Consider the following 24,335-nt stretch of genomic DNA (forward strand, 5'->3'; position numbering starts at 1 on the left):
AGATCTACACCCTAGAGTTCGTCGGCAGCGTCTGATGTGTATMCGCGAGGAGTTCACCGACGAGCGGGCCGAGCAGGCGCTGGTCCTCACCGTGTGCGGCCTCGTCGTCGACGACGACGACCAGGGCCCGGCCGATCTCCTCGCCCTGCGGGCGGTGCGCGGCCTGCTCGTGGCGCGCGACGAACTCGCGCGCCGCGGCGTCGGCGGCGACCACATCGGCCGGATCGACCTGACCCCGATCACCCGCGAGTCGGACGTCCAGTGACTGCCCTTCTTCTACGGTGTCGCCGGAGACGGCGGTGCTTCCGGGAACGGTGGATCCGGCATCAGACATGGCAGGCCCTTTCTCTCTCGTCTCGGACCGTCCGATGGACGGTCGTGCGGGGCTGTGTGGTTGTGCTTGGTCGCGGCGGTGGCGCCGCGTGTCACTTCACCTCGAGCGTGCCCAGCTTGACCTGTGCGGTCTTGCTGTTCCCGCCGTCGGTGTAGGTCACCGTGACCGTGTCCCCCGGTGCATGTGACCGGATGGCCGCCACCAGCGCGTCTCCCGACGCGATCGGACGGTCGTCGACCTTGGTGATGACCGCGTTCCTCGGGATACCCGCGCCCGCCGCAGGTCCGCCCGGCGTCACATCGGTGACGACGGCGCCGGGCGCGTCGGAGTCACCACTCGGGCGGACGGAGACACCGATGTTGGCGTGCCTGGCCTTGCCCGTGGACTCGAGCTCCTTGGCCACGCGGATCGCCTGGTCGATGGGAATCGCGAACCCGAGTCCGATGCTGCCACCGGCCTGTTGCTCGCCTCCACCGAGGGTGGCGATGGCGGTGTTGATGCCGATCAGCGCTCCCCTGGCGTTCACCAACGCACCGCCCGAGTTACCGGGGTTGATCGCGGCGTCGGTCTGGATGGCGTCGATCACCGAGGTGGTGTTGGTGCCGGGATCACGGGAGGTCAGGACCGGCCGGTTGAGGGCGCTGATGATGCCCGTGGTGACCGTTCCGGCGAGTCCGAGGGGCGAGCCGATGGCGATGACGTCCTGCCCGACCGCCAGGTTGTTCGAGTTGCCGACCGTGACCGGGGTCAGATCGTTCCGGTCGACCTTGATGACGGCGATGTCGGAGATCGGGTCGGCGCCCAGCACTCGAGCCGATGCGCGCGAACCGTCGGAGAAGTTGACCGCGACCTTGGCGGCGGGGCCGTTGCCGCCGGCGCTCACGACGTGGTTGTTGGTCATGATGACGCCGTCTTCGCTGAGGACGACACCCGATCCCGAGCCCATGGCGCCGGCCGAGGCGACCTCGATGGAGACGACCGACGGGAGCACCCGGGAGGCCACCTCCTGGACCGAACCGGCCGGGGCCTCGACGGGCTTGTTGTTGCCGTTCGCGTTGGGGTCGCCGCCGAGGGGACCACTGCTCGTGCTGATCGACGACCCGTCGGAGCCGTCGGCCAGCGTGTAGCCGATCGCGCCGCCCGCACCGCCGGCGACCAGAGCCACCACCAGGGCGCCCGCGCCGAGTGCGGCCAGGCGTCCGCCGCCACCCTTCTTCGGGCTCTGCGGCGGCAGTTCGCCGCCGGGGCCGCCGGGGCCGCCGAACGCGGGCAGCGCACCCGACTGCGGTCCGAACGCGGCCGGACCGGGCTGCGAGTAGGCGCCCGCGCCGGGACCGCCGTAGGGGCCCTGCGACGGAAGAGGGCTGGTTCCCGGGTTGCCGTACACCGACGTGGGTGCGTTGTTGCCGCCGTAACCGGGCTGGCCGCCCTGCGCGGGGAACGCTCCCGAGGCCGGGCCCTGGTGGGCCTGCTGGCCCGCCTCGTGCTGCCCCGGCCGGCCACCTCCGTACGGACCGCCACCTTGCGAACCGCCAGTCGTCATCTGTGTCTCTTCCTCGTCGTCTGACCGGCACCGTGCCGGCACGCTTCGTTTCCGTGCAGCGCCTTCGGTCAACCCTAGGGGATCGATCAGCAGGTCACACCGGTTAACCACACAGCTGTCGGTGATGTGGACGACGGCCGTCGTGACCCGCCGATGTACGGCGCTTCACCCTTACTGACGAATCACTTGCGGAGATGGTTCCGCGGGAGTTGCCCGACCCGGCAAAGTCATCCGGATGAGTGCGCCGCCGAGCGGCGACGTGTCGGCGACGACCGTCCCCCCGTGACGTTCGACGACCTGCCGCACGATCGCCAGTCCCAGACCGGAACCCGGCATCGACCGCGACTGCGTCGAACGATAGAAGCGTTCGAAGACGAGACCGCGATCCTCCTCGGGGATTCCGGGACCGGAGTCGGCGACGGTCAGTTGCGCGGTGGACATCCCCGTCTGCGTCAGCGCGACGGCCACCGAGGTGCCCGGCGGACTCCACTTCGCCGCGTTGTCCAGCACATTCAGCACCGCGCGGGACAGTCCGTGTTGTTCGCCGAAGATGTACCAGGGCGCCACGTCGAGTTCGAACTCGACGTCGTTGCGGCGGCGTCGAACACGCTCGAGGGCCTGCTCGACGATCTCGGCGAGGTCGACCTCCTCGTAGACCACCTCGGGCGCGTCCTCCCGGGCCAGGTCGACGAGATCGCCCACCAGCGTCGACAATTCCTCGATCTGGGCCATCACGTCGGCACGCAGGTCGACCATGTCCTGTTCGGGCACGGCCGGTGCCCCCGGCCGGCTCGCGGCGATCAGCAGTTCGAGGTTGGTACGCAAGGAGGTCAACGGGGTTCGCAGTTCGTGCCCGGCGTCGGCGACGAGCCGCGCCTGCCGGTCCCGGGATTCGGCGAGCGCCCGGAGCATCGCGTTGAAACTCGCGGTGAGGTTGGCCAATTCGTCGTTGCCGGTCACCGGGATGGGGGTCAGGTCGTTCGTCCGCGCGACCCGTTCGACAGCCCGGTTGAGCCGGGCCACCGGTCTCAACCCCGCCCGTCCGACCGTCGTACCGGCCAGAGCCGCCAAAGCCACTCCGCCGCAACCGACCACGAGCAACACCCACGCCAGGCGTTTGAGCACGCGGTCGGTCTGGATCAGACTCTGCGCCAGGACGAGCGTGTTGCCGTCGTCGAGTTTGCGCGTCAGCACCCGCTGGTTGCGGGTGGTGCGCAGACTCTGCGGATTGGTTCCGGGAACCAGTGGCGCGCGGATGATCTCACGTTCGGGGTCCTCGAACGGGACCTGCCCGATGAGATATGTCTGGCCACTCGGGGTAACCAAGGCGACCGAGATGTTGGTGGAGAACACGGTTCCCGCGACCAGCTGCTCGGGCTGGCTGCGGAGAACACCCGCACGCGCAAGGGCGGCCATGCCGTCGGCACGACTCTCCAACTGCTGGTCGACCTCGTTGTACATCGCCCGGTACACGACGAAGTAGGCAGCCGCGGCCATCAGACTGACCGACACCAGCACGACCGTCGCCGACAAGATGGTGACGCGTGAACGTAGGGACACCGCCCGCGTCAGCGGCATCGGCGCCCGCATCTCCTTCTCCCCGGAAGCTCCGGAGCCGCCGGTGAGGACGCGCGTGAGCTGACCGCGCAGGCGCGAGAACGACGCCACTAGGGTGGGGTCTCCCGGAGCACGTATCCGACGCCGCGCACGGTGTGGATGAGTCGCGACTCCCCGTCGGCCTCGGTCTTCCGACGCAGGTAACCGACGTAGACCTCGAGGGCGTTGCCCGAGGTCGGGAAGTCGTATCCCCACACCTCTTCGAGGATGCGGCTGCGGGACAGCACGCGGCGCGGATTGGCCATCAGCATCTCGAGCAGCGCGAACTCGGTGCGGGTGAGGCTGATCGACCGCTCGCCGCGGGTGACGTCGCGCGTCACCGGATCGAGGGAGAGGTCGGCGAAGGTGAGCGTCTCCGAGTCCGCGTCGTCGTCGGGTGCGGCCCGCCGTAACAGTGCCCGCAGCCGTGCCAGCAGCTCTTCGAGCGCGAACGGCTTGGGCAGGTAGTCGTCGGCGCCGGCGTCGAGCCCCGAGACCCGCTCGGAGACGGAGTCGCGGGCGGTCAGGACCAGGATCGGCAGGTCGTCACCGGCGGAACGGAGTCGGCGGCACACCTCGAGGCCGTCGAGGCGCGGCATCATGACGTCGAGGATGACGACGTCGGGACGATCGGCGAGGATCTTCTCGAGTGCCTCGATGCCGTCGCCCGCGGTCTCGACGCTGTATCCGTTGAAGGTGAGCGACCGTCGCAACGACTCCCGGACCGCCCGGTCGTCGTCTACCACGAGGATGCGCATGGCATACAGTCTTATCCACCTCGGCTGAGATCCGCCTGAGCAACGCCGCAAACGGAACCATCCGGTCTCGGAATTGCTCGCGACCTGCTGTTTCCTCTCCCTTCACACCACCGGCAATCGACTGTGAGATCAAGTTGATAGCCGCGTAACGCCGGCCTTCGGGTTGCGAAACATCCGACTTCGACGCTGGAGAACGTGACCGCCTCCTCCACCACGCGCCCCGTCATGCCCCCATCGGCCATGTCGCGGTCGGTGATGTCGCTGTGCGCCTACTGCGGCGTCGGCTGTGGCATGGAGATGCGGCTCGACGAGTCCGGCGGCCTCACCAAGACCGTCGGGCGCGCCGACCACCCCACGAATTTCGGACGGCTGTGCACCAAGGGGTCGACCACCGCCGACATGCTCGCCTCCGGCGGCCGGCTCGACGCTCCCCTCGTCCGTGACGACCGGGGCGGCCGGTTGCGTCGCGGCGATCTCGACACCGTCATCACCGACACGGCGCGAAGACTGCGGGCCATCGTCGACGAGCACGGCCCCGATGCCGTGGCGCTCTACGTCTCCGGCCAGATGTCCCTCGAGGCGCAGTACCTGTCGAACAAACTGGCCAAGGGTTTCATCGGTACCAACCAGATCGAGTCGAACTCGCGGTTGTGCATGGCCAGCGCCGGCACCGGATACAAGCTGTCGCTGGGTTCCGACGGTCCGCCGGGGTCGTACCAGGACTTCGACCACGCCGACGTCTTCCTGGTCATCGGATCGAACATGGCCGACTGCCACCCCATTCTCTTCCTGCGGATGATGGACCGGGTCAAGGCGGGCGCCAAGCTGATCGTCGTCGACCCGCGACGCACCGCGACCGCGGACAAGGCCGATCTGTTCCTGCAGATCGAGTCCGGCACCGACCTCGCCTTCCTGAACGGTCTGCTGCATCTGCTGATCACCGGCGGGCACACCGACGACGAGTTCATCGCGTCGTTCACCGACGGTTTCGAGCAGATGCCGGAGTTCGCGGCACAGTATCCGCCGGAGGTCGTCGAATCCATCACCGGCATCGCCGCAGACGACCTGCGCGCCGCGGCGACGATGATCGGCGAGGCCGGTAACTGGATGAGCTGCTGGACAATGGGTCTCAACCAGTCGACGCACGGCACCTGGAACACCAATGCGCTCGTGAACCTGCATCTCGCCACGGGTGCCATCTGCCGTCTCGGCAGCGGACCGTTCTCGCTGACCGGCCAACCGAATGCGATGGGCGGCCGCGAGATGGGTTACATGGGACCGGGATTGCCGGGCCAGCGTTCGGTGCTCTCCAAGGCGGACCGCACGTTCGTGGAGACCGCGTGGGGCCTCCCACCCGGCACACTGCGCACCGACGTCGGCGGCGGCACCGTCGACATGTTCCGCAAGATGGCCGCCGGCGACATCAGAGCCTGCTGGATCATCTGCACCAATCCCGTTGCCTCGGTAGGTAATCGCAAGACCGTCATCAAAGGTCTCGAACGCGCCGATCTCGTCATCACCCAGGACGCCTTCGTCGGGACGGAGACCAACCAGTACGCCGACGTCGTGCTACCGGCCGCGCTGTGGTCGGAATCGACCGGGATCATGGTGAATTCGGAGCGCAACCTCACCCTGTTCGAACCCGCACTCGGCGCCCCCGGACAGGCGATCCCGGACTGGGAGATCATCGCGCGCATCGCATCCGAGATGGGGTACGCGGACGCGTTCACCTACTCGAGCGCCGAGGATATCTTCGACGAGATCAAGCAGTTCGCCAATCCGGACACCGGTTACGACCTGCGGGGCGTCACGTACGACGGACTGCGCCGAACCCCGATGCAGTGGCCGTGCCCGCCGTCGTCCGACGGGGCCGACCTTCTCGCCGACGGTTCTCGTAACCCGATCCGATACCTGAACGACGGCCGGAGTCAGACCTTGCACCGCCTCGAGGACGGGACCGTGCCTCGGCTGGCGTTCGCCACACCCACGCGCCGCGCCCAGTTCTTCGCGCGGCCCCACCTCGACGCCGATGAGCTGCCGGATGACGACTATCCGTTCCTGCTCAACACCGGCCGGTTGCCCCACCAGTGGCACACGATGACCAAGACCGGCCGGGTCGCCAAGCTGAACAAACTCAACCCCGAGCCGTTCGTCGAACTTCACCCCGAGGATGCCGAGCGGTTGGGCATCGGGGCGAAGGACAAGGTCGAGGTGGCCTCGCGTCGCGGGCGAGCGGTGTTGCCTGCCAAGATCTCCGACCGGGTACGCCCCGGCAACTGCTTCGTGCCGTTCCACTGGAACGACGTCTTCGGCGAGCACCTCTCCATCAATGCCGTGACGTCGGATGCGGTGGACCCGCTGTCCCAGCAGCCGGAACTCAAGGTGTGCGCCGTGACATTGACCAGGGTCCCCGGGGCACCGGCTGTTGCGTTACCGGACAATCACTCTTCTGAGTTGGCTGTTGCACTGGGTGTTTCGGAGGTCAGCGTGCCGGAGCCGTCCCCGGCGGAGCAGCTGTATCTGGCAGGGCTGGCCGCGGGTGTCTCGGCTCCTGGTGTTTCCGGAACCCCTTCCGGTGTTCCCACGATCCCGGCCGACGCACCGCTGCGCGCGGAGGTCCGACTGTGGGCGTCGGGTCTGCTGGCCGGGATGTACTCGCGCGTCGATGCCGCGACGCCGCCTGCGCTGTCGTCGGAGTCCGATGCTTCGAGCAGCACGATCACCGTGCTGTGGGCGTCCCAGATGGGCAACGCGGAGGAACTGGCCACCGAGACCGCCGAGCGGATGAAGGCGAACGGTCTCCGGGTCGACGCGAAGTCGATGGACGAGGTCGAGGTCGGCGACCTGCGGGGTACCGCACTGTTCGTCACGTCCACCACCGGCGACGGCGATCCGCCGGACAACGGTTCGGCATTCTGGGATGCGCTGAACGGCGCCGAGGCACCGGACCTCTCCGGAGTCGACTACGCGGTGCTCGCCCTCGGCGATTCGAACTACGACGACTTCTGCGGCCACGGACGCAAACTCGACGAACGGATCGGCGAGCTCGGCGGCCGGCGGATCGTCGACCGCGTCGACTGCGAACCCGACTTCGAGGAGACGGCGGGGGGCTGGCTCAACGACGTGATCCGCGCGATCAGCATCGGCAACCGTGCGCCGGTTTCCGGCGTGACCGACGATCGGGTCACCGTGGTCAGCGAGCCCGCAGACTCCGCGGCCGCCCCGTCTGTACGAACCGCGTCCGCCTACTCCCGCAAGAAGCCGCTGGTCACCTCGCTGGTGCGCAATGTGAAGCTGAACGCCGAAGGCTCGCAGAAGGACGTGCGCAACTTCGGGTTCCGGCTGCCCGCGGACACTCTGACCTACCAGGCCGGCGATGCGCTCGGCGTGTGGCCGTTGAACGATCCGACCCTCATCGAGGAGTTCCTCGACCGCACCGGACTCGACGGCGGACGCACGGTGACGGTCGGCGGCGACGACATGCCCCTGCACCAGGCACTGCGCGAACGACTCGAGTTCGCGCGGGTCACCCCCGACCTCGTCCGGTTCATCGGTGAGCGCTCGGGTTCCGCCGACCTGAACGCCCTGGCGACAGCGGGCAACAAGTCGGCGTTCAACGACTGGTCCTGGGGTCGGCAATCGGTGGATGTCCTCGCCGAGCACCCGATCCACGCCGACGTCGACGAATGGCTCCAAGTCCTCAAACCTCTGGCCCCGCGGTCGTACTCGATCTCGTCTAGCCCGCTGGAAAGTCCCGACGAGGTGCAGCTGACCGTGAACGCGGTGCGCTACAACCGATGCGGCATCCAGCGCGGCGGCGTGTGCTCGACCTTCCTCGCCGACCATGCCGTGGACACCGAGGTCGGGGTCTTCGTCACCTCGACCACGCACTTCCGTCCGCCCGCCGATCCCGACACCCCGATGATCATGATCGGCCCGGGCACCGGTATAGCCCCGTTCCGCGGTTTCCTCCGCGAACGGGAGGCGTTGGGCCACAACGGCAAGAACTGGCTGTTCTTCGGCGAACAGTACTCGGCCACCGACTTCTACTATCGCGACGAGCTGACGACGATGCTCGGCGACGGCCTGCTGACCCGCCTCGACGTCGCCTTCTCCCGCGACCAGGACCGCAAGATCTACGTCCAGGACCGTATGGTCGAACACGGCGAAGAGCTCTACCAGTGGCTGCACGACGGCGCCCACGTCTACGTCTGCGGTGACGCCACCCGGATGGCCAAGGACGTCGACGCAACACTGAAAGGCATTGTCGCGCAATACGGCCGTCGCTCCCCCGCCGGCGCCGAGGCGTACGTCAAGGCCCTGGCCGCCGACAAGCGGTACGTGCGGGACGTCTACTAGGCCCCGGCGCGCTGCCTGAGGTGCGAGACCCCCTCGCTGCCTGAGGTGCGAGGAGCGCAAGCGACGAGCCTCGAAGGCCTGGTGAGACGACGTCGTCAGCAGCCAACACTCGCTCAGTGGGTTGAAAGCACGTATTCCCACCGCTCCCTGAGGTGCGAGGAGCGATAGCGACGAGCCACGAAGGGCTCGCAACCCGGAGATGCACAGCGACACCACCGGCGCGACAACCATCCACAGCGTCCGGTTAGCGTGCCGATCGGAACAGTCGGCGCCGCATGATCGCCCCATGGCTTGGGTCTATCTCCTCGAATGCTCGGACGGCTCGTACTACGTGGGCAGCACCCGCGATCTCGCGAAGCGACTCCGCGAACACAACACCACTCAGACCGGGTACACGTCGCAACGACGACCTGTACGCCTGGCCTGGTCCGCGGAACTCGATCTCGCCGACGCCTACCGAATCGAGCGACGGATACACGGCTGGTCCCGCGCGAAGAAGAGGGCGTTGATCAACGGCGAGATCGACTATCTGAAGGTGTTGGCGAAGCGACCTGGTGTGCAGAAACGCCGCGCCCATGGTGGTGCCACTGATCCTGGGGTGACGGCGCGGAGTCGAGGTCGCCAACCCTTCGTGGCTCGTCGCTAGCGCTCCTCACACCTCGGGGAGCGAGATAAGTTCGCTGCTAGCACTCCTCACACCTCAGGGAGCGAGATGAGTTCGCTGCTAACGCTTCCTCCTCCCCCTATGCCTCGAGAGGCTCACAACCAGACGACGATATCCCCGTCGTGTTCCTCGACGCGGTACACCGTCACCGACCCGATCTCCTCCGACGTGCATGCGCCGTCGGCGAAGGTGAAGGCGTACTGGTGGAGCGGGCAGACAATCTTGGCGGCGTCGAACTGACCGTCGGCCAACGGCCCGCCCCGATGCGGGCACACCGCATCGGTGGCGCGTAGCGTGCCGTCCGTCATGCGGAAGACCGCGATCTGTCTGCCATCCACGGCGTAGGCCCGGCTCTCACCGAGTTCGAGGTCGGCGACGGCCCCGATGACAACTCCGGGTTCGGCGATGCTGGTCATCGCACCGGCACCTGCGGCAACGGGAGCAAGGGCAGAGCAGGAGTGAACTGCGCCGGCGACTTCGGTTCAGCGCGGTCGAGCCAGGGGTCGACGTAGGCGGCGACCGCCTCGTCGATGCGCTCCTGCAACCCCGCGACCAGACCGTCACGGTCGTCGACGATGATTGCGCGCAGTTCCTCGATCCCGATGCGCGGTACGAACGCGTACGTCCGCTCGAGCCACTTGCCCTGCTCGCGGTAGTACTGGATGAAGATGCCGCACAACCGGATCACCTCGTCGGGCGAATCCACCGTCGCGAGGAGGTCGCCCTTGCGGATGTGGGCGCCTGCGGCACCGCCGACGTAGATCTCCCACTTGCCGTCGCCGATGGCGACCACACCGAAGTCCTTGCACAGCGCCTCGGCACAGTTACGCGGGCAACCGGTCACGGCGAGTTTGAGCTTTGCCGGCGACTCCAAACCCTGGTAGCGGGTTTCGATGTCGATGCCGAGCCGCGTCGAGTCGCCGAGACCGAAACGGCAGTAGTCGGTTCCGACGCAGGTCTTCACGGTGCGGAAGGACTTGCCGTAGGCGTAACCCGACGGCATGCCGAGGTCCTCCCACACCTTGGGGAGGTCTTCCTTCTTGACGCCGAGGAGGTCGAGTCGCTGCCCGCCGGTCGCCTTGATCATCGGGATCGAATACTTCTCCGCGACGTCGGCGATCTTGCGCAACTGTTCGGGCGAGGTCACCCCACCCTTCATCTGCGGGACCACCGAGAACGTGCCGTCACGCTGGATGTTCGCGTGCACACGGTCGTTGACGAACAATGCACCCGGCTCACGCTTCCAATCCGATCCCCAGATGATCCGCAGCAGGGAGGCGAGCGGCATCTTCGCGGTCGCGTCCTCCCCTGCGGGCGCGAGCTTTTCGAAGACTTCGCTGACCGACCGCAGGTTCTGCCGCCGGATCGCGTCGATGAGTTCGGGTTTGGTGAGCGGGATCGCCGGGACGTACCAGTCGGCCGAGGCGTCAGAAGTCAGCGCATCGCCGGCGGCGAACTCGACGATGTCGGCGACGAGACCCTTGCACGACCCACATCCCTTGCCCGCCCGCGTCTTCGCGCACACCTCGCCGACGCTGGTGCAACCCGACGCCACGCAACTCACGATGTCGCCCTTGGTGACACCGTTGCAGTTGCAGACCTGGACGTCGTCGGCGAGTTCGGCGGCACCGGTCTCCGCACTCGGCGTGCCCATGTCGAACAGCATCGAGATGCGTTCGTCCGGCAACGGCACCTTCTCGTCGAAGGCCTGGGTGAGGAAGTTGGCCTTGGAGATGTCGCCGAGCAGCATCGCGCCGATCAGCTTGTTGTCGCGGACCACCACACTCTTGTAGATGCCGCTGCGCGGCTCGTAGAACTGGACGAACTCGTCGTCGTCGCGCTCCGGGCCCTTGACGCCCATCGCCGCAACGTCGACACCCGCGACCTTGAGTTTCGTGGTCAACCGCGAACCGTGGTACTCGGCTCGGGGATTCGCGCCGGTCAGCACATCGGCCAGCACGACGGCCTGCTCCCACAGCGGGGCGACGAGCCCGTACACCTCACTACGATGTTGGGCGCACTCCCCCACCGCGTAGATGAATGCCTCGTCCTCGCAACGCATCTGATCGTCGACGACGATCCCGCGTTCGACGACGAGCCCGGCCCCGCGCGCGATCTCGACATTCGGCCGGATGCCGGCGGTCACCACGATCATGTCGGCGGGCAGCGAATCCCCGTCGGTGAAGCCGACTCCCGCGACCGTCCCGTCGTCGTTGCGCAACACCGACGTCGTGCGCTTTCCGGTGTGCACGCCGACGCCGAGAGATTCGATCTTGTTGCGCAACACGCGACCACCGCGCTCGTCGAGCTGCTGGTTCATCAGGTGTCCGGGTGAATGCACGACGTCGACGGCCACGCCCTGCGTCTGCAGTCCGTACGCGGCTTCGAGACCGAGTAGGCCACCGCCGATCACGACGGCCCGCATGTGGTCGCGCGAGGTCGCCATCTGCAGCATCCCGTTGGTGTCCTCGATGGTCCGGAACCCGAACACACCCCGGGCGAGCTTGCCGTCGGGTTCACGGAGACCGTCCATGTTCGGGAAGAACGTATGGGAGCCGGTCGCGATGATGAGGACGTCGAAATCGATGGCCCGGCCCGACGCGCACGTCACCGTCTTGGCGAACCGGTCGAGGGATTCGGCGCGGTCGCCGGCGTAGAGGGTGACGCCGTGCTCGCGGTACCAGGCCATCGGGTTCAGCATCAGATCGTCGTCGTCGACCGTCGCCTCACCGGCCAGGACATGGCTGAGCATGATGCGGTTGTAGTTGCCGTACGGTTCGTCGCCGATCATCGTGACGTCGAACTGGTCGCCACCGCCACGGGCGAGGATCTCCTCGACCGTGCGCGCGCCGGCCATACCGTTCCCGACGACCACCAGACGTCGTCGTTGCCGATCCGCGGAGTCCGCCATCAGAAGACGACCATCCCGAAGTCGACCACGACCTCACCGCTCGTGCCCTCGGGGGCCGCGATCACGAGTTCGAGGGTCGTGTCGGGGTCGACGTCCTCGACCACCCGCAACGGCACGTTGACCGACGACCGCGCCCCCATCGGGAACATCCGCATCGGCTCCCCGTCACGCATCAGCGTCACGCAGATCAACTCGTCGGAGCTGTTACCGCCGCGAAAGTACAACGGCTGCGCCGTCATTCCCGACGGCACCACGAACGTCAGCAACGGGTCGATCGGGCCAGACTTGGACAGGCCCGATCCCGCGAACGGGAAGACACCCTGCAGGAAGCGCGGAGTACTCGACATGCCGCCACTATCCGCGTGCCGCGTGAAATGCGACTTGCCAAGGTGTTACGGCAGCGTTGTCTGGTTCTCACGGCCGCTCCGCAACCCCGAGAGCAGCGACGATGTCCGATTCAGCGCCGCATCGCGCGTTCCCGAGCCAGGAAGAAGAACGGGATCGCCGTCGCGATGCCGACCCCGAAGGTGAGGATCACCGACGCGAACCACCACTGCATGATCCGCAGCCGCTTGGCCTCGCCGAACGCCCACAGATGGAAAGCGATCACCACGAACAGCAGGTCGACCATCGCGAAACGGCCCGGCGTCGTCCTCATGATGTCGCCGACGAAGAAGTCCTTCACCGACTCCGGCCCGTTGCGCGCGACGTACGGGATCGCGATCGCGTTCTGTGTGACCAGCGCGGTCACGAACACAGCGAACAGCGAACGCTCGCGCCACTTCTGGTTCATGTCCTCGTCCGCCATCGCCGCTAGCTCCGCCGCCACCCCGCCGCACCAACCATCTCGGCAACCTGGGTGAACTTCACGCGAGGACGACCCTGCTCGACGCCGCGACGACGTTCCCGCCGGTCGATCGCCCGCATGCCGCGGTAGCCGATGACGGTCCGAACCCGTTTGCGCACCAGGGCCGTGAACTCACCCTGGTCGCGCTCGGTGCGCTGCAGACGGTCCGACGCGGCGTCGGCGATGAAGTCTTCGACGGTTTCGGTGGCGCACTTCTTGTTCGCGCCGATCCCGCCGCTCGGTCCGCGCTTTGCCCAGCCCAGCACGTAACCGCCGGGAACGATCTCACCCGACTCGTCGACGAGCCGGCCGTCGACGTTGCGGAAGATGCCGCGCTCGTCGTCGAAGGCCAGCCCGGGGATCGGGGTCGAGCGGTAGCCGATGGAACGCACGACGAGGTCGGCGGCGACGTGGTGCCGGCCCTCGCCGGTCCGGACGGTCACCGCCTGCACCTGCGGATTGCCGACGATCTCTTCCGGGGTGCTGTGGAACAGGAACACGATTCGACGCCGAGACGGGTCGGCGGGTGCGTTCAGCGACGGCACCTGCCCGTCAGACCCGTCGAACACCTCGACCTCGACGCCCGGGATCTCCGCCAGCGCACGGTATTCCGCTGCCGTGTAGGCAGCCGACGCCTGATCGCGACGACCCAACAGGACCACTTCGTGGACGTTCTGTTCGCGGAGGATCTCGAGGGCACGGTCGGCGATGTCGGTGGTGGCCAACAACTCCGGCGGCGACACGAGGATGCGTGCGACGTCGAGCGCGACGTTGCCCGTGCCGACGACGACCGCGCGACCCGTCGCCGGATCGTCGGCGGTTCCCCGACGCAGCGGCGGCCCCGCGTCGACACCGGGCACGCCGTTGTACCAGGCCACCAGGTCGGTGGCCGACGTCGAACCCGGCAGGTCCTCGCCCGGAATACCCAGGCGCCGTGACTCGCTGGCGCCGACGGCGTAGAACACCGCGTCGAAGTGCTCGGCGAGTTCGGCCGGGGTGACCTCGTTCGGGCCGTCGCCGACCGACACGTTGGTCAGCATGGTGACGCGGGGGTCGCGGTAGAGCAGGTCGAAGCCGCGGAGCACACCCTTGGTGCCTGCGTGATCCGGTGCCACACCGGCACGGACGAGCCCACCAGGAGTCGGCAGCTTGTCGATGACGGTGACGGTCGCCTCGGTGCGGTCGAGCAGGGTCCGCAACGCATACCCACCCGACGGCCCGGTGCCGACCAACGCAACCCGCAGTCCGGCAGGCAGTTTCGGGATGTCCGGGTAGGAGACGCCGGACCCCTCGTCGTCGGTCGGCGCGACCCAGCCCGACCGGATGTCGGGGTTGCGCTTGTAGTAGTCGGCGTTGATGTCGATGAACACCTTGTCGCGGGTGCCGAGCTTGTCCGCGGGATAGATCGCGTCGACCGGGCAGGCATCCGCGCAGGCGCCGCAGTCGATGCAGGCCTCGGGGTCGATGTGCAGGATGTCGGAGCTGCCGAAGCCGCGTTCCTCGGGCGTCGGGTGAATGCAGTTCACCGGACACACGGACACGCATGCCGCGTCGCTGCAACATGATTGGGTGATGACGAACATCAGAGCATGTGCGCTTTCCGGTAGTACCGCATGGCGGGCTTGGTGAGCAGGCCGACCTCGTCGAGGAACTCCATGAGGTGAACACAGCTCGAGCGGATCATCGAGTGGAAGTGCGAGTTGTGCCGCATCTCGCGGACGGCACGGTCGGCGTCGAGGCCGGCATCGGCAAATGCCTTGCGCTGCACCAGACTCGTGACGATGTAGTACGCGCCGATGGACACCGCCAGAGCGCTGAACTGGCGTCGTGCCCAGCTCACGCCTTCCAGCGACTCACGCACCTCTTCACGCGCGAACTTCATGTGGCGCGATTCCTCGAGGACGTGGATCTCGTTGACCGTCCGGATGAAGTCGAGTACGCGGTCGTCGCGCATGCAGCCGCGCTGGAAGACGTCCAGAACTTCTTCGGCGACGAGAATCCCGGCGTAGGCGACCTCGTTCTTCGCGGTCTGCATGAAGATCTTGCCAAGGCGGGCGACCTTCTTCGAGGGCCGGTAGGAGGTGCCGACCATCTTCTCCGACGCCTTGGCGAACATCAGCGAGTGCCGGCATTCGTCGGCGACCTCGGTGAGCGCGAACTGGAACTCGGACCCGTGGTAGTCACCGAGGTACTGATCGCGGATGACCATCTCCTGCAGGATCATCTCGAACCAGATGCCGATGTTCATGATCGAGGCGAACTCGTGGCGGGTGACCGAGATCCGCTGCTCCTCGGTCAGTTCGTCCCAGTAGTCGGTGCCGTACAGCGACGACCACTCCGGGCTGCACCCGTACTTGGTCGGGTCCATCGGCTTCGACCAGTCGATCTCGGTCATCGCGTTCCGGGACAGGCGGGCGGCCGACGCCATGAGACGTGCGGAAACCTCCTCGGTGCCCTGGTCACGCATGCTGATGACGTTCTCGGTTCGTTCCATCGCGGCAGTCATGCGAACTCGCCTTCCGGTCGTCGTCGACCATGACAATGATCGATGTAATGACAATGTGTGTTGTCAAGATAGCACCGCAGTGTGACGCAGTAAACGGATCGATGAATATACTGACGAGTAAGTTCGATGCACGACGCGGTTGTCGCAGGTCAGCGCCGTCGATGCCGTCACCGATCAACCATGGGGGTTCGCATGTCATCCATCTTCATCACCGGCGGAGCAGCCGGGATCGGCCTCGCCACCGCCGAGCGGTTCGACCGCGAGGGATGGACGATCGGCGTCTACGACGTCGATGCCGACGCTCTCGCGAAGGTGAAGGCCGACCACCCCGACTGGATCACCGGCACCCTCGACGTCCGCGAACCGGAACAGTGGGCCGACGCTCTCGCCGAGTTCACCTCCCACACCGGCGGCACGCTCGATGTCCTCGACAACAACGCCGGCATCCTGCACGAGGGCAAGATCAACGACATCACACCCGAGCAGATCAAGCGCCAGATCGACATCGACGCACTCGGTGTCGCCCTGGGCGCGCAGGCCGCCTACCCGTATCTGAAGAAGACCCCGGGTGCGCATCTGGTGAACATCGCATCTGCGTCGGCGATCTACGGACAGCCCGGCATCGCCGTCTACTCGGCCACCAAGTTCTTCGTCGGCGGGTTCACCGAGGCCCTCGAACTCGAGTGGGAGCACGACGACATCCGCGCCGTCAGCATCTGGCCGCTGTGGGCCAAGACCGCGCTGGCCACCGGCGGCGCCAAGTCCACCAAGACCCTGGGCATCCGCATCACCCCCGAGCAGGTCGCCGACAAGGTCTGGGAATCCGTGCACCCCACCCGCCAGGACAAGCTGCTGCACCGCACCAGCTACTCCGTCGGCGCCCAGACCCTCTTCCTCGGTAACGCCGCGAAGTTCATCCCGAACTTCCTCAACCGGACCGTCAACAAGTTCATCGCGCAGTAGCCTCCTCCGCAAACCCACCCCTTTTCGCCAAACCCAGCACCCCCGTCGGCGGTGGGTTTGGCGATCGGTGGTGGGTTTGCGGGGTTCAGGCAACGCCGGCCGCGCGAAGCGCCTTGACCAGCGTCGCGTGGAAACGGGCCTCGTCGCGCAGGTCCTTCCACGTCCAACGGACGACCGTATAACCCTGCGCCCGAAGCTTGTCCTCGCGGATCTTCTCGTCGACGACGGTTTGCCAGGCCGCCTTCCCGTCGAACGTTCCGTTGTACTTGACCAAGCCGTCGAACTCGCCGATCACCTTGTCCGCCAGCAGGAAGTCGACGCGTGCGATGAACTCGCCGCGATCGTCGACGATCCGCACTTGCTGTTGCGGAACGGGCAGATCCGAGAAGTCGAGCATCACTGCGCGACTGAGGGATTCGCCGACACTCTCGGACAGTGCGTTTGCATGCGGCAACATCCGGCGCAGCATCTCGACGCCTTTGAAGCGCCGGCATGACTCGAGGATCGCCTGCATCCGTTCGGCGTCGGCCTTCATCCGGAGTGCGGCATCGAGCACGACGAGTGCTTGACGGCTGGTCCCGAGACGCGCGACATCGCAGGCTGTTCGTTCGATCGAGGTGACGGTCACGCCGTCGACGACCTCGACGTCCCCGGGGTCCACCACGCCCTGGTGTCGGATGACGCGCGCACTCAGTTTGCCGACCTTCGGCGACGTCACGTGGACGCGGGTCAGGTCGGGCCACAACAGGGGCAATCGGTGCATCGCGGCCGCCGAGACATGGCTGAAGATGCGATTCGGGTCGCCGGCCTTCGCGGCCGCCACGACCGTGAGCCGATGCTTCTCCACGTCGTCGAGTTGCTCGACTGTCGCGAAGTCGGCCATCGCGCCCGGCCACAGTCGGTGCAGTTCTTTGGATGCGACCTTCCCCCGGAGCACCTTGTCCGAGGTGTGGGTGCCGACGATGCTCGCGCGGCGAGCCAGTCCGAACTGATCGGTGGGAATCTCCATACGTATTCAGACGCACGGCGACTCTGTCTGGACCCACCTTTCCCCAAACCCACCAGAGATGGACAAACCCAGCACCTCAGCGGGTGGTGGGTTTGGCGAAAAGGGGTGGGTTTGCGGCAGGGTCAGTTCCGGGCGGTCGGGAGACGCCAGCCGAACTTCAGGCCGAGCAGGCGCAGGCCGGTGGCCAGGATCGACCCGACCGTCAGCCAGACCCACTGGGGCACGGGGGTGTGATACGAGCCGACCGCAACGATCGTGGCGCCGAGCAGGGCCGGGATCGCGTAGAGGTCGGCGGGCTGGAGGAGCAGTGGGATCTCGTTGGAGATCACGTCACGCAGGACACCTCCGCCGATCGCGGTCATGAGCCCGACGGCGGTCGCGGCGAAGGAACTCACGCCGACGTCGACCGCGATCGACGCACCGGTCGCGGCGAACAGACCCATGCCGAAGGCGTCGAGGACGAGAATCGACTTCCGGAGTTTGGTGAACGCGGGGTGGAAGGCGAAGACGAGCAGGCTGGCGATCGTGGCGGTCAGCGCATTGCCGTAGTTCTCGACCGAAGTGGGCGGGTTGATACCGAGTAGCACGTCACGCAGGACGCCGCCTCCGACACCGGTGAGCACTCCGACGGTGACGATGCCCCACATGTCGAAGTCCTTGCGGACGCCGACCATCGCACCCGAAGCCGCGAACACCGCGATACCCGCGAAGTTCAGGACGTCGAGAAGCACCTTCCACTCCTCTCACGACCCGGGCACCACGACCCCTCCGACCACACACGAATGGCCGCCCCCGGGTTACCGGGGACGGCCGTCCATGTGAAAATCGCGGTGCCGAGGCGGCAACCGGAAAAGGCTAGCGACGATCCAGATCGATGATGCCCGCGCGAGCGGCCTTCACGAGTCGACGCGGAATCCGCACGGGGACGCCGTTGACCTTTTCTTCCTGCAGTGCGGGGTTTTCCGCCTTCCACTGCGAACGACGGCTACGGGTGTTCGCCCGCGACATCCGGCGCTTCGGTACAGCCATGGTTGAGCCCTTCTCCTACGTGGTCTGCGTGGCCGTTGGCAACGCAGAGCGTCACCGATCGACCCGAGTCAGTGCGCCAATCGGCCCCCGCGGGCGCGGCACACAACCCGACCAGACTACCTGGCGAGACCGCCCAGCTCCAAAATGGCGGTCGACGGCCACGGTTCGCAGTCTGCGTCAGATGTATGACCAGGGACTTTCGACGCCGGTGAACAGTACGACCAGCCAGTACGCCACCCACACGACGACGATGAACAAGCCGATGACGATGGCGGTCAGCGCGAGGCCATCGCCGGTCTGCCTGCCGCCCGACGCCGCGATCTGTTTGCGCGCCACGACGCCCAGCACGAGCCCGATCAGACCACCGATGCCGATGCACACGAGACCGAGCAGCGAGGCGACCAGCGCCGCCACCGCGAGAGTGTTGGTCTTCGGGGTCCCGTCGGCCTGACTCTCACCGTAGGGATTGTCGACGGCGTGCTGCTCCCCCGCCGGCGACTGGGCGTGTGGCTGCTGTCCGTATGACTGGTAGCCCGGCGGCGGACCGTACCCGGGCCGACCCTGCGGTCCGGGCCCCGGCTGCCCAGGTGCTCCCGGTTGCCCGTAGCCCGATGGTCCGGGCCCGCCGTACCCGGGCGGCGGCCCTGGCTGCCCGGGACCCGGCGGTCCGTAACCCTGCAGCCCATATCCCGGCGGCGGGCCGTAACCCGGCTGCGGTGGGCCACCCGGTCCAGCAGGTCCACCGGGTCCGGCAGGTCTACCGGGCCCACCCGGCGGCCGCGTCGAGATGATGCGCGTCGAGTCGTACCCCGACGGCGCCGGACCGGACGGTGCGGCGGACGCGGGCGGAGTCTGGCCGGATGCGCCCGCGGTGCTGATGACGCGGGTGACGCCGTCGGCCGGGCTGTGCGACGGCGCGACCTCGGTGCCCTCCGGGCCGGCGCCCGGTGTGGAGGTCAGGGGTGTGGTGGTGCCCGGGGTCGACTGCACCGGCTCGGTGGTCTCCTCCGAACCGGTTTCATCGGACTGGCCGAGGAGCTCCGCCCGCGACACCTTCTGCGTCGGCTCGTACGTGGGCTGATTCGGATCGGGTGCCGAACCCGGCGGCACCTGATCCGACTGGGACTGGGGTGTGGAGGACGGATCCTGCGGATCCCCGCCTCCGGTCGGGTTCGACATCAGATGCCTTTCACAAGCCGTGCGTCGTCGCGGCGCGAGGATCGTTCGTGCGCGGCGCGATGGCTGCGCAGATCACAGAGTAGTGAGAAAACGCCTCGAACTGGGCTGAAGTCGACGATCGCAGGCTCAGATCGGCCCGAAATTCGTTCAGTAGTAGTAGACCGAGTCCATCGAGTTGCCGGCGGCGATCAGGATGATGAAGAGCACGATCCACACGATCGCACCCAGGATTCCCAACCCGCCGGTGATGATCCCGGCCAGTCCCATACCGGTACCGGTCTGGGTTCCGGCCGACTGCTCGACCTCGCGTCGGGCCATGAACCCGAGGACGACGCCTGCGATGCCGAGCGGCAGCGCCAGCGGGAAACAGGCGGCGAGCATCACCAGGGCGACGATGCCGCAGATCAGTGCGCCGATCGCCTTGCCGTTGGTGGAGGTCTGCGGCGCTCCGTAGCCGTACCCGCCGTAAGGCGCAGCGCCATAGGGATTCTGGGCGCCGTACGCGGCCGACCCGTAGGCGGGCGCCTGACCGGCCTGGTACGGGTCGCCGTACTGGCCGTAGTTCGCACCCGGCGGCTGACCGTACGGATTCGCGTTGTACGGGTCCTGGCCCTGGGGCTGACCGTATTGGTTCTGCTCATACGGGTTCTGCCCGTAGGGGTTCTGTTCGTAGGGGTTCTGTCCATACGGATTCTGGCCCTGCGGATCCGACGACTGGCCAGGCTGATAGGTCTGCGCGAACTCGGTCGGCGCATAGTCCGGGGAGCTCTGCGCCTGATCACCCTTGCTGAGGTTCGGACCCGATCCTCCGGGCTGCGATCCTCCCGCGGACCCGGAACCCGGCACCGTCCCCCAGTCGTCCTGGCCCTGGCCCGATCCCTGTCCTGGTGGATATGACACCCGCAAACCCCCTCGTTCGATCCGATAAATCCGTTCCTCACCCTAATGAATAGACTCGAGCGGTGTCTGGCGTCATCTCCGGCTTCACGGTGATCTTCATAGTAGTCGGGGTCGGCTATCTACTGGGTCGGACGCACGTGCTCGGCGATCACGCGCACGAGGTCCTGTCCCGCCTGGTGTTCTTCGTCTTCACTCCGGCACTGCTGTTCCATTCGCTGGTCACCTCGGATCTGTCGGTGATCTTCTCCTCGACGCTGGTCATCGCCGGCGGCAGCGCATTTCTCATCGCAGGCATCTATCTCGTCATCGCCAAGTTGTGGCTACGACGCCCCGTGCCGGAACTGGTCATCGGATCGCTCGCGTCGTCGTATGTCAACAGCGTCAATCTCGGTCTGCCGATTGCGATCTTCGTCCTCGACGACGCGTCGTTCATCGCGCCGCTGCTGATGTTCCAGATCCTCATCCTGTCGCCGATCGCGCTGGTGACGCTCGACCTCACCGCCCTCGAACCCACCGCAGGCCGTTCCCTCATCCGCAATTCGCTGATCGCCCCGATGACCAACCCGATCGTCGTCGGCGGGATCGCCGGACTGATCGTGTCGGTGCTCGGGTTGATGCCGCCGGCGGCCGTGATGTCGCCGCTGAAGATGCTCGGCGACGCGTCGGTGCCGGCGGCGCTGCTGGCCTTCGGTATGTCGCTCACCGGCGTCCAGGTGTTCAAGAAGGGTGAGAGTCCGCGCCGCGACATCGCACTCGCCGCCGTACTGAAGATGGTCGTGATGCCGCTGACCGTGTACGCGATCGCGAAATGGGGGTTCGGTCAGACCGGTCAGGCGCTGTTCGCCCAGGTCGTGATCGCCGCGCTGCCGACGGCCCAGAACGTCCTTGTCTACGCCACCCGCTACCGACGGGGACAGATCATCGCCCGGGACACCGCGCTGATCACCACGCTCGCATCGATCCCGGCGATCGCCGTCATCGCCTTACTGCTCGCCTGAGGACCTGCCGCGCCGGACGGCACCGTCACGCGTCAGGGTGTTCGCGCGGCACGACCTTCACCTCGACGCCGCCCATCAGGGCGAACCCGGTCACGCGCACGACCGGTGCACCCGGGCGGGGAGACTTGTGCGACTTGCCGCCGAAGCCGCCCATGATCCCCAGTCCGCCGACCTCGACGGTCACGCCTTCCGGAACCTTGACCTCCACGCCACCCATGATCACGACGCATTCGATGGTGAGAACGGGTGCGGTGAACTCGACCTCGCGCAGGTCGATCTCGACGCCGCCCATGATCGCCGTGGCGGTGAGGGCGTCGGCGACCACCGCGGTCCCCGACAGCTCGCTGCCCGACATGATCGCCAGCCGATGGCGCACCGCGACGTCGGAGCTCCCGCCGGTCACCCGCGGGCCCGGTGACATCGACGACGCCGGCATCGCCACGCCGAGCTGCGCGACCGGGAGGTCGTCGGTCAGCTCGTCGAGATCACCGAAGGTCTTGGCCATCACCGCTTTTCCCGCGCGCTCCTCGTACTCGACGAGGGAGAGGCTGCCGTGGGCCATGGCTGCGGACAGGATTTCGTGTACCAGTTCCCGATCGGCGTCGGCAGCACGCAGACGCGCCCGTCGATCGTCGGGTACGGGTAGATCGCCGGAGGAGGTCACATCAGGAAACCCTAGTGGCCACACCGCGCCCCGACCACCCTGATTTCCACCCTGAGCCGACCCCGACGATCAGCCGCGTCGACGTCCCTTCCGCGACTTCAGGTAGTCACCGACCACCGCGGCACCGAGACCGTCGACGTCGGGCGCGACGACGCGACCACCGATCCGGCGGGCGATCTGGTCCATGAAGTGCGCCAGGCCGGGGTCTTCGCCGAGGCGGAAGAACGTGACCTGTGCACCGAGCCGGGCCACGTGGTCGAGTTCGCGCACCGTCAACGCGATCGTCTGCGGGTGCGGCGGATAGAAGAAGAACGGCTCGCCGCTGGGGTCGAGGTGGGCGGTGGGTTCGCCGTCGGTGACCACCAGGACCACCGGCTGTGCGTTCGGGAAGCGACGCAGGTGTCGCTGCGCGAGCAGCAGCGCGTGGTGCAGGTTGGTGCCCTGTTCCATACGCGGTTGCAAGCCGGTCAGTTCGGCGATGTCGATGGAGCGCGCGTAGCGGCCGAAGGCGATGAGATGTAGTTCGTCGCTGCGGAACCGGGTGGAGATCAGATGGTTCAACGCGATCGCGGTGCGCTTCATCGGCGTCCAGCGACCCTCCATCTCCATGGAGAACGAGGTGTCGACGAGAAGCACGACCGCCGCCTGGGTGCGGCTCTCGGTCTCGGCGACCTCGACGTCGCGCACGTCGATCCGCACACCTGAGCGCGCCATCTCCGTCGTCGCGAGCGACGGTTCGGTGGTCTCGGAGACGGTGCGCAACACCGCATTCGACACCGTGCGGGTGACGTCCCACGGGTCGGTGTCGCCGAACTCCCACTCCCGGCTGGCCCCGGTGGGTTCACCGAGGAGCCCGGTCTGCCGGGTCTGGCGGTCGCCACGACGCCCCGACAGCTGCTCGGCGATGTCGCGGAAGATCGACTGACCGAGCTGACGCATCGCCTTGGGGCTCAGGCGAAGCTGACCGTCCGCGGTGCGATCGAAGAAGCCCTGTTCCGACAACGCCTTCTCGAGTTCGGCGAGCATCCGTGCGTCGACGGCGGCCTCGTCGCCGAGCTGGCGGGCGAGTGCGTCGAGGTCGATGTCGTCCATCTGGGCGCCGGCGTACTGCTGGGACAGCTGCTCGGACAACGCTTCGAGTTCCGAGATGTCGCGCAGAGCTGCGGCACCTTCCCCGAGTCCCATCGGCTGGTCTCCGGAGAACGACTGCGCGTTGTCCCAGTCGAGCCCCGGTCGCGCCGCGCGCAGCTGCGAATCCATCTGCGCGAGTTGACTCATCAGGTCCGGCGAACCGAAGGCCTGCTGCGCCAGCTGATCGAGCTCGGCCTGCTGCTCCGGGGTCAGCGAGTTGTAGAACTGCTGGGCCGCCGCGGCACGTTGTGCCAGCGAGTCGATGAGTTCCTCGGTGTTGCGCGGGTTCTCCGGGAAGAAATCTCCGTGGGAGTCCATGAACTCGTCGAACTTCTCCGACGTGTCCTCGCCGCGGTTGTGCGCCTCGAGTAGCTCGTTGAGGTCCTTGAGCATGTCCAAGACCCGTTGCCGGTCGGCCTCGGTGGCGCCTTCGAGCGCCTCCTTCATGCCGGCGAACCGCTGGTCGAGCAGCTCGCGGCCGAGGAGGTCCTTGATCTTCTCGTAGTCCTCCCGGGCCTGCGGGCTGCGCCAGTTGTACTCCGACAGCTCTTCGACGGCCTGCGCGGTCGACGGTGGCAGGCTGCCGATCTGCATCTCCGCGAAACGCGCATCGTCGTCGAGGTCGCGGGCGAGTTGCTTGCGCTCTTCCAGGACCGCGCGGTCGAGCAGTTCGCGGATCTCGGCGAACGTGCCGTCGAGGTTTCGCTTCTTCAGCAGTTCCTGCCGGCGTCGGTTGACCTGTTCCCGGAGCTTGTCGAGGCCGCGCATGTTCGGGGTGCCGCGGCGCAGCAACTCCCGGAGGGCACGCTGCGGCGACGCACCGGCCATGACGTCGTCGCCGATCGTCTCCAGCGCCTCGCGCAGATCCACCGGCGGGGCGAGCGGATCGGGCCCGCCGGTGTACCGCTGGTAGCGCGAACGATGGAAGCTCTTGCGCGCCAATG

At 67.1% G+C, this 24,335-nt stretch carries 20 protein-coding genes and 1 pseudogene; 4 read left to right on the forward strand and 17 right to left on the reverse strand.

Going from position 1 to position 24,335, the window contains the following annotated elements:
- Positions 1-43: 43 nt before the first annotated feature.
- From LQD00_RS14570 to LQD00_RS14585, 4 genes and pseudogenes are all read right to left on the reverse strand, one after another.
- Positions 44-334, reverse strand: a pseudogene (locus LQD00_RS14570) (molybdenum cofactor biosynthesis protein); the annotation flags it as partial.
- Positions 335-425: 91 nt separating this feature from the next.
- A complete protein-coding gene (locus LQD00_RS14575; protein WP_232717908.1) occupies positions 426-1,877 on the reverse strand; it encodes a S1C family serine protease in 1,452 nt (483 codons plus the stop codon).
- 171 nt (positions 1,878-2,048) lie between these two features.
- Positions 2,049-3,545, reverse strand: coding sequence for a HAMP domain-containing sensor histidine kinase (locus LQD00_RS14580; RefSeq protein WP_119031644.1), 1,497 nt, complete (start codon positions 3,543-3,545; stop codon positions 2,049-2,051).
- Entirely contained in the window at positions 3,545-4,231 is a 687-nt protein-coding gene (locus tag LQD00_RS14585; protein ID WP_006867746.1) for a response regulator transcription factor, read from the reverse strand. Before LQD00_RS14585 ends, LQD00_RS14580 begins: the two co-directional genes overlap by 1 nt.
- A gap of 255 nt (positions 4,232-4,486) precedes the next feature.
- Here LQD00_RS14585 and LQD00_RS14590 point away from each other — a divergent pair, with 255 nt between their 5' ends.
- The gene (locus LQD00_RS14590) at positions 4,487-8,590 is read left to right on the forward strand and encodes a bifunctional nitrate reductase/sulfite reductase flavoprotein subunit alpha (protein WP_232717995.1); all 4,104 of its coding nucleotides are present in this window, start codon (positions 4,487-4,489) and stop codon (positions 8,588-8,590) included.
- A 286-nt stretch (positions 8,591-8,876) separates the two neighbouring features.
- The gene (locus tag LQD00_RS14595; protein WP_232717909.1) at positions 8,877-9,236 is read left to right on the forward strand and encodes a GIY-YIG nuclease family protein; all 360 of its coding nucleotides are present in this window, start codon (positions 8,877-8,879) and stop codon (positions 9,234-9,236) included.
- A 113-nt stretch (positions 9,237-9,349) separates the two neighbouring features.
- On the opposite strand, the gene LQD00_RS14600 is transcribed toward LQD00_RS14595, so the two are convergent.
- The 6 genes from LQD00_RS14600 to LQD00_RS14625 form a co-directional block, all read right to left on the reverse strand.
- Positions 9,350-9,670, reverse strand: coding sequence for a Rieske (2Fe-2S) protein (locus LQD00_RS14600; RefSeq protein WP_232717910.1), 321 nt, complete (start codon positions 9,668-9,670; stop codon positions 9,350-9,352).
- The gene (gene nirB, locus LQD00_RS14605) at positions 9,667-12,165 is read right to left on the reverse strand and encodes a nitrite reductase large subunit NirB (protein ID WP_232717911.1); all 2,499 of its coding nucleotides are present in this window, start codon (positions 12,163-12,165) and stop codon (positions 9,667-9,669) included. Before nirB ends, LQD00_RS14600 begins: the two co-directional genes overlap by 4 nt.
- Entirely contained in the window at positions 12,165-12,512 is a 348-nt protein-coding gene (locus tag LQD00_RS14610) for a molybdopterin oxidoreductase (RefSeq protein WP_232717912.1), read from the reverse strand. The genes nirB and LQD00_RS14610 overlap by 1 nt, the downstream gene beginning before the upstream one ends.
- Before the next feature lie 110 nt (positions 12,513-12,622).
- Positions 12,623-12,973: a DUF2834 domain-containing protein gene (locus LQD00_RS14615; RefSeq protein WP_232717913.1), complete on the reverse strand. Its 351-nt coding sequence runs from the start codon at positions 12,971-12,973 to the stop codon at positions 12,623-12,625.
- A gap of 5 nt (positions 12,974-12,978) precedes the next feature.
- Positions 12,979-14,595, reverse strand: coding sequence for an FAD-dependent oxidoreductase (locus LQD00_RS14620; RefSeq protein WP_232717914.1), 1,617 nt, complete (start codon positions 14,593-14,595; stop codon positions 12,979-12,981).
- A complete protein-coding gene (locus tag LQD00_RS14625; protein ID WP_154883103.1) occupies positions 14,595-15,518 on the reverse strand; it encodes an AurF N-oxygenase family protein in 924 nt (307 codons plus the stop codon). The genes LQD00_RS14620 and LQD00_RS14625 overlap by 1 nt, the downstream gene beginning before the upstream one ends.
- Before the next feature lie 192 nt (positions 15,519-15,710).
- On the opposite strand from LQD00_RS14625, the gene LQD00_RS14630 reads away from it, so the two are divergent.
- The gene (locus LQD00_RS14630) at positions 15,711-16,481 is read left to right on the forward strand and encodes an SDR family oxidoreductase (protein WP_006867755.1); all 771 of its coding nucleotides are present in this window, start codon (positions 15,711-15,713) and stop codon (positions 16,479-16,481) included.
- Positions 16,482-16,566: 85 nt separating this feature from the next.
- Here LQD00_RS14630 and LQD00_RS14635 read toward each other — a convergent pair whose 3' ends face one another.
- The 5 genes from LQD00_RS14635 to LQD00_RS14655 all read right to left on the reverse strand — a co-directional run bounded on the left by LQD00_RS14635 (position 16,567) and on the right by LQD00_RS14655 (position 20,598).
- Positions 16,567-17,490 (reverse strand): hypothetical protein, encoded by a 924-nt coding sequence (locus tag LQD00_RS14635; protein ID WP_232717915.1) that lies wholly within the window; start codon positions 17,488-17,490, stop codon positions 16,567-16,569.
- A 122-nt stretch (positions 17,491-17,612) separates the two neighbouring features.
- On the reverse strand, positions 17,613-18,221 hold the full coding sequence (locus tag LQD00_RS14640; protein ID WP_006867757.1) for a trimeric intracellular cation channel family protein: 609 nt from the start codon (positions 18,219-18,221) through the stop codon (positions 17,613-17,615).
- 124 nt (positions 18,222-18,345) lie between these two features.
- Positions 18,346-18,519: a 50S ribosomal protein L32 gene (rpmF, locus tag LQD00_RS14645; protein ID WP_005193867.1), complete on the reverse strand. Its 174-nt coding sequence runs from the start codon at positions 18,517-18,519 to the stop codon at positions 18,346-18,348.
- Positions 18,520-18,696: 177 nt separating this feature from the next.
- Positions 18,697-19,698, reverse strand: a complete 1,002-nt coding sequence (locus tag LQD00_RS14650; protein WP_232717916.1) for a DUF4190 domain-containing protein — start codon at positions 19,696-19,698, stop codon at positions 18,697-18,699.
- 147 nt (positions 19,699-19,845) lie between these two features.
- Positions 19,846-20,598 carry a DUF4190 domain-containing protein gene (locus LQD00_RS14655; protein WP_232717917.1) on the reverse strand — a complete coding sequence of 251 codons (753 nt, stop codon included), beginning with the start codon at positions 20,596-20,598 and terminating at the stop codon, positions 19,846-19,848.
- A gap of 62 nt (positions 20,599-20,660) precedes the next feature.
- On the opposite strand from LQD00_RS14655, the gene LQD00_RS14660 reads away from it, so the two are divergent.
- Positions 20,661-21,596, forward strand: coding sequence for an AEC family transporter (locus tag LQD00_RS14660; RefSeq protein WP_232717918.1), 936 nt, complete (start codon positions 20,661-20,663; stop codon positions 21,594-21,596).
- A 25-nt stretch (positions 21,597-21,621) separates the two neighbouring features.
- Here LQD00_RS14660 and LQD00_RS14665 read toward each other — a convergent pair whose 3' ends face one another.
- On the reverse strand, positions 21,622-22,260 hold the full coding sequence (locus LQD00_RS14665) for a DUF1707 SHOCT-like domain-containing protein (protein ID WP_232717919.1): 639 nt from the start codon (positions 22,258-22,260) through the stop codon (positions 21,622-21,624).
- Between the two features lie 69 nt (positions 22,261-22,329).
- Entirely contained in the window at positions 22,330-24,333 is a 2,004-nt protein-coding gene (locus LQD00_RS14670; RefSeq protein WP_232717920.1) for a vWA domain-containing protein, read from the reverse strand.
- Positions 24,334-24,335 lie beyond the last annotated feature (2 nt).

This window comes from Gordonia metallireducens (assembly GCF_021245825.1).
Taxonomy (GTDB): Bacteria; Actinomycetota; Actinomycetes; order Mycobacteriales; family Mycobacteriaceae; genus Gordonia; species Gordonia namibiensis.

Bases quoted from the DNA above. Each gene is read 5' to 3' on its own strand.
- LQD00_RS14635 (WP_232717915.1), bottom strand. From the start codon at position 17,490: ATGGAGATTCCCACCGATCAGTTCGGACTGGCTCGCCGCGCGAGCATC.
- LQD00_RS14630 (WP_006867755.1), top strand. From the start codon at position 15,711: ATGTCATCCATCTTCATCACCGGCGGAGCAGCCGGGATCGGCCTCGCC.
- LQD00_RS14615 (WP_232717913.1), bottom strand. From the start codon at position 12,973: ATGGCGGACGAGGACATGAACCAGAAGTGGCGCGAGCGTTCGCTGTTC.
- nirB (WP_232717911.1), bottom strand. From the start codon at position 12,165: ATGGCGGACTCCGCGGATCGGCAACGACGACGTCTGGTGGTCGTCGGG.
- LQD00_RS14625 (WP_154883103.1), bottom strand. From the start codon at position 15,518: ATGACTGCCGCGATGGAACGAACCGAGAACGTCATCAGCATGCGTGAC.
- LQD00_RS14590 (WP_232717995.1), top strand. From the start codon at position 4,487: ATGTCGCTGTGCGCCTACTGCGGCGTCGGCTGTGGCATGGAGATGCGG.
- rpmF (WP_005193867.1), bottom strand. From the start codon at position 18,519: ATGGCTGTACCGAAGCGCCGGATGTCGCGGGCGAACACCCGTAGCCGT.
- LQD00_RS14610 (WP_232717912.1), bottom strand. From the start codon at position 12,512: ATGTCGAGTACTCCGCGCTTCCTGCAGGGTGTCTTCCCGTTCGCGGGA.
- LQD00_RS14575 (WP_232717908.1), bottom strand. From the start codon at position 1,877: ATGACGACTGGCGGTTCGCAAGGTGGCGGTCCGTACGGAGGTGGCCGG.
- LQD00_RS14650 (WP_232717916.1), bottom strand. From the start codon at position 19,698: ATGTCGAACCCGACCGGAGGCGGGGATCCGCAGGATCCGTCCTCCACA.
- LQD00_RS14595 (WP_232717909.1), top strand. From the start codon at position 8,877: ATGGCTTGGGTCTATCTCCTCGAATGCTCGGACGGCTCGTACTACGTG.
- LQD00_RS14585 (WP_006867746.1), bottom strand. From the start codon at position 4,231: ATGCGCATCCTCGTGGTAGACGACGACCGGGCGGTCCGGGAGTCGTTG.
- LQD00_RS14620 (WP_232717914.1), bottom strand. From the start codon at position 14,595: ATGTTCGTCATCACCCAATCATGTTGCAGCGACGCGGCATGCGTGTCC.
- LQD00_RS14600 (WP_232717910.1), bottom strand. From the start codon at position 9,670: ATGACCAGCATCGCCGAACCCGGAGTTGTCATCGGGGCCGTCGCCGAC.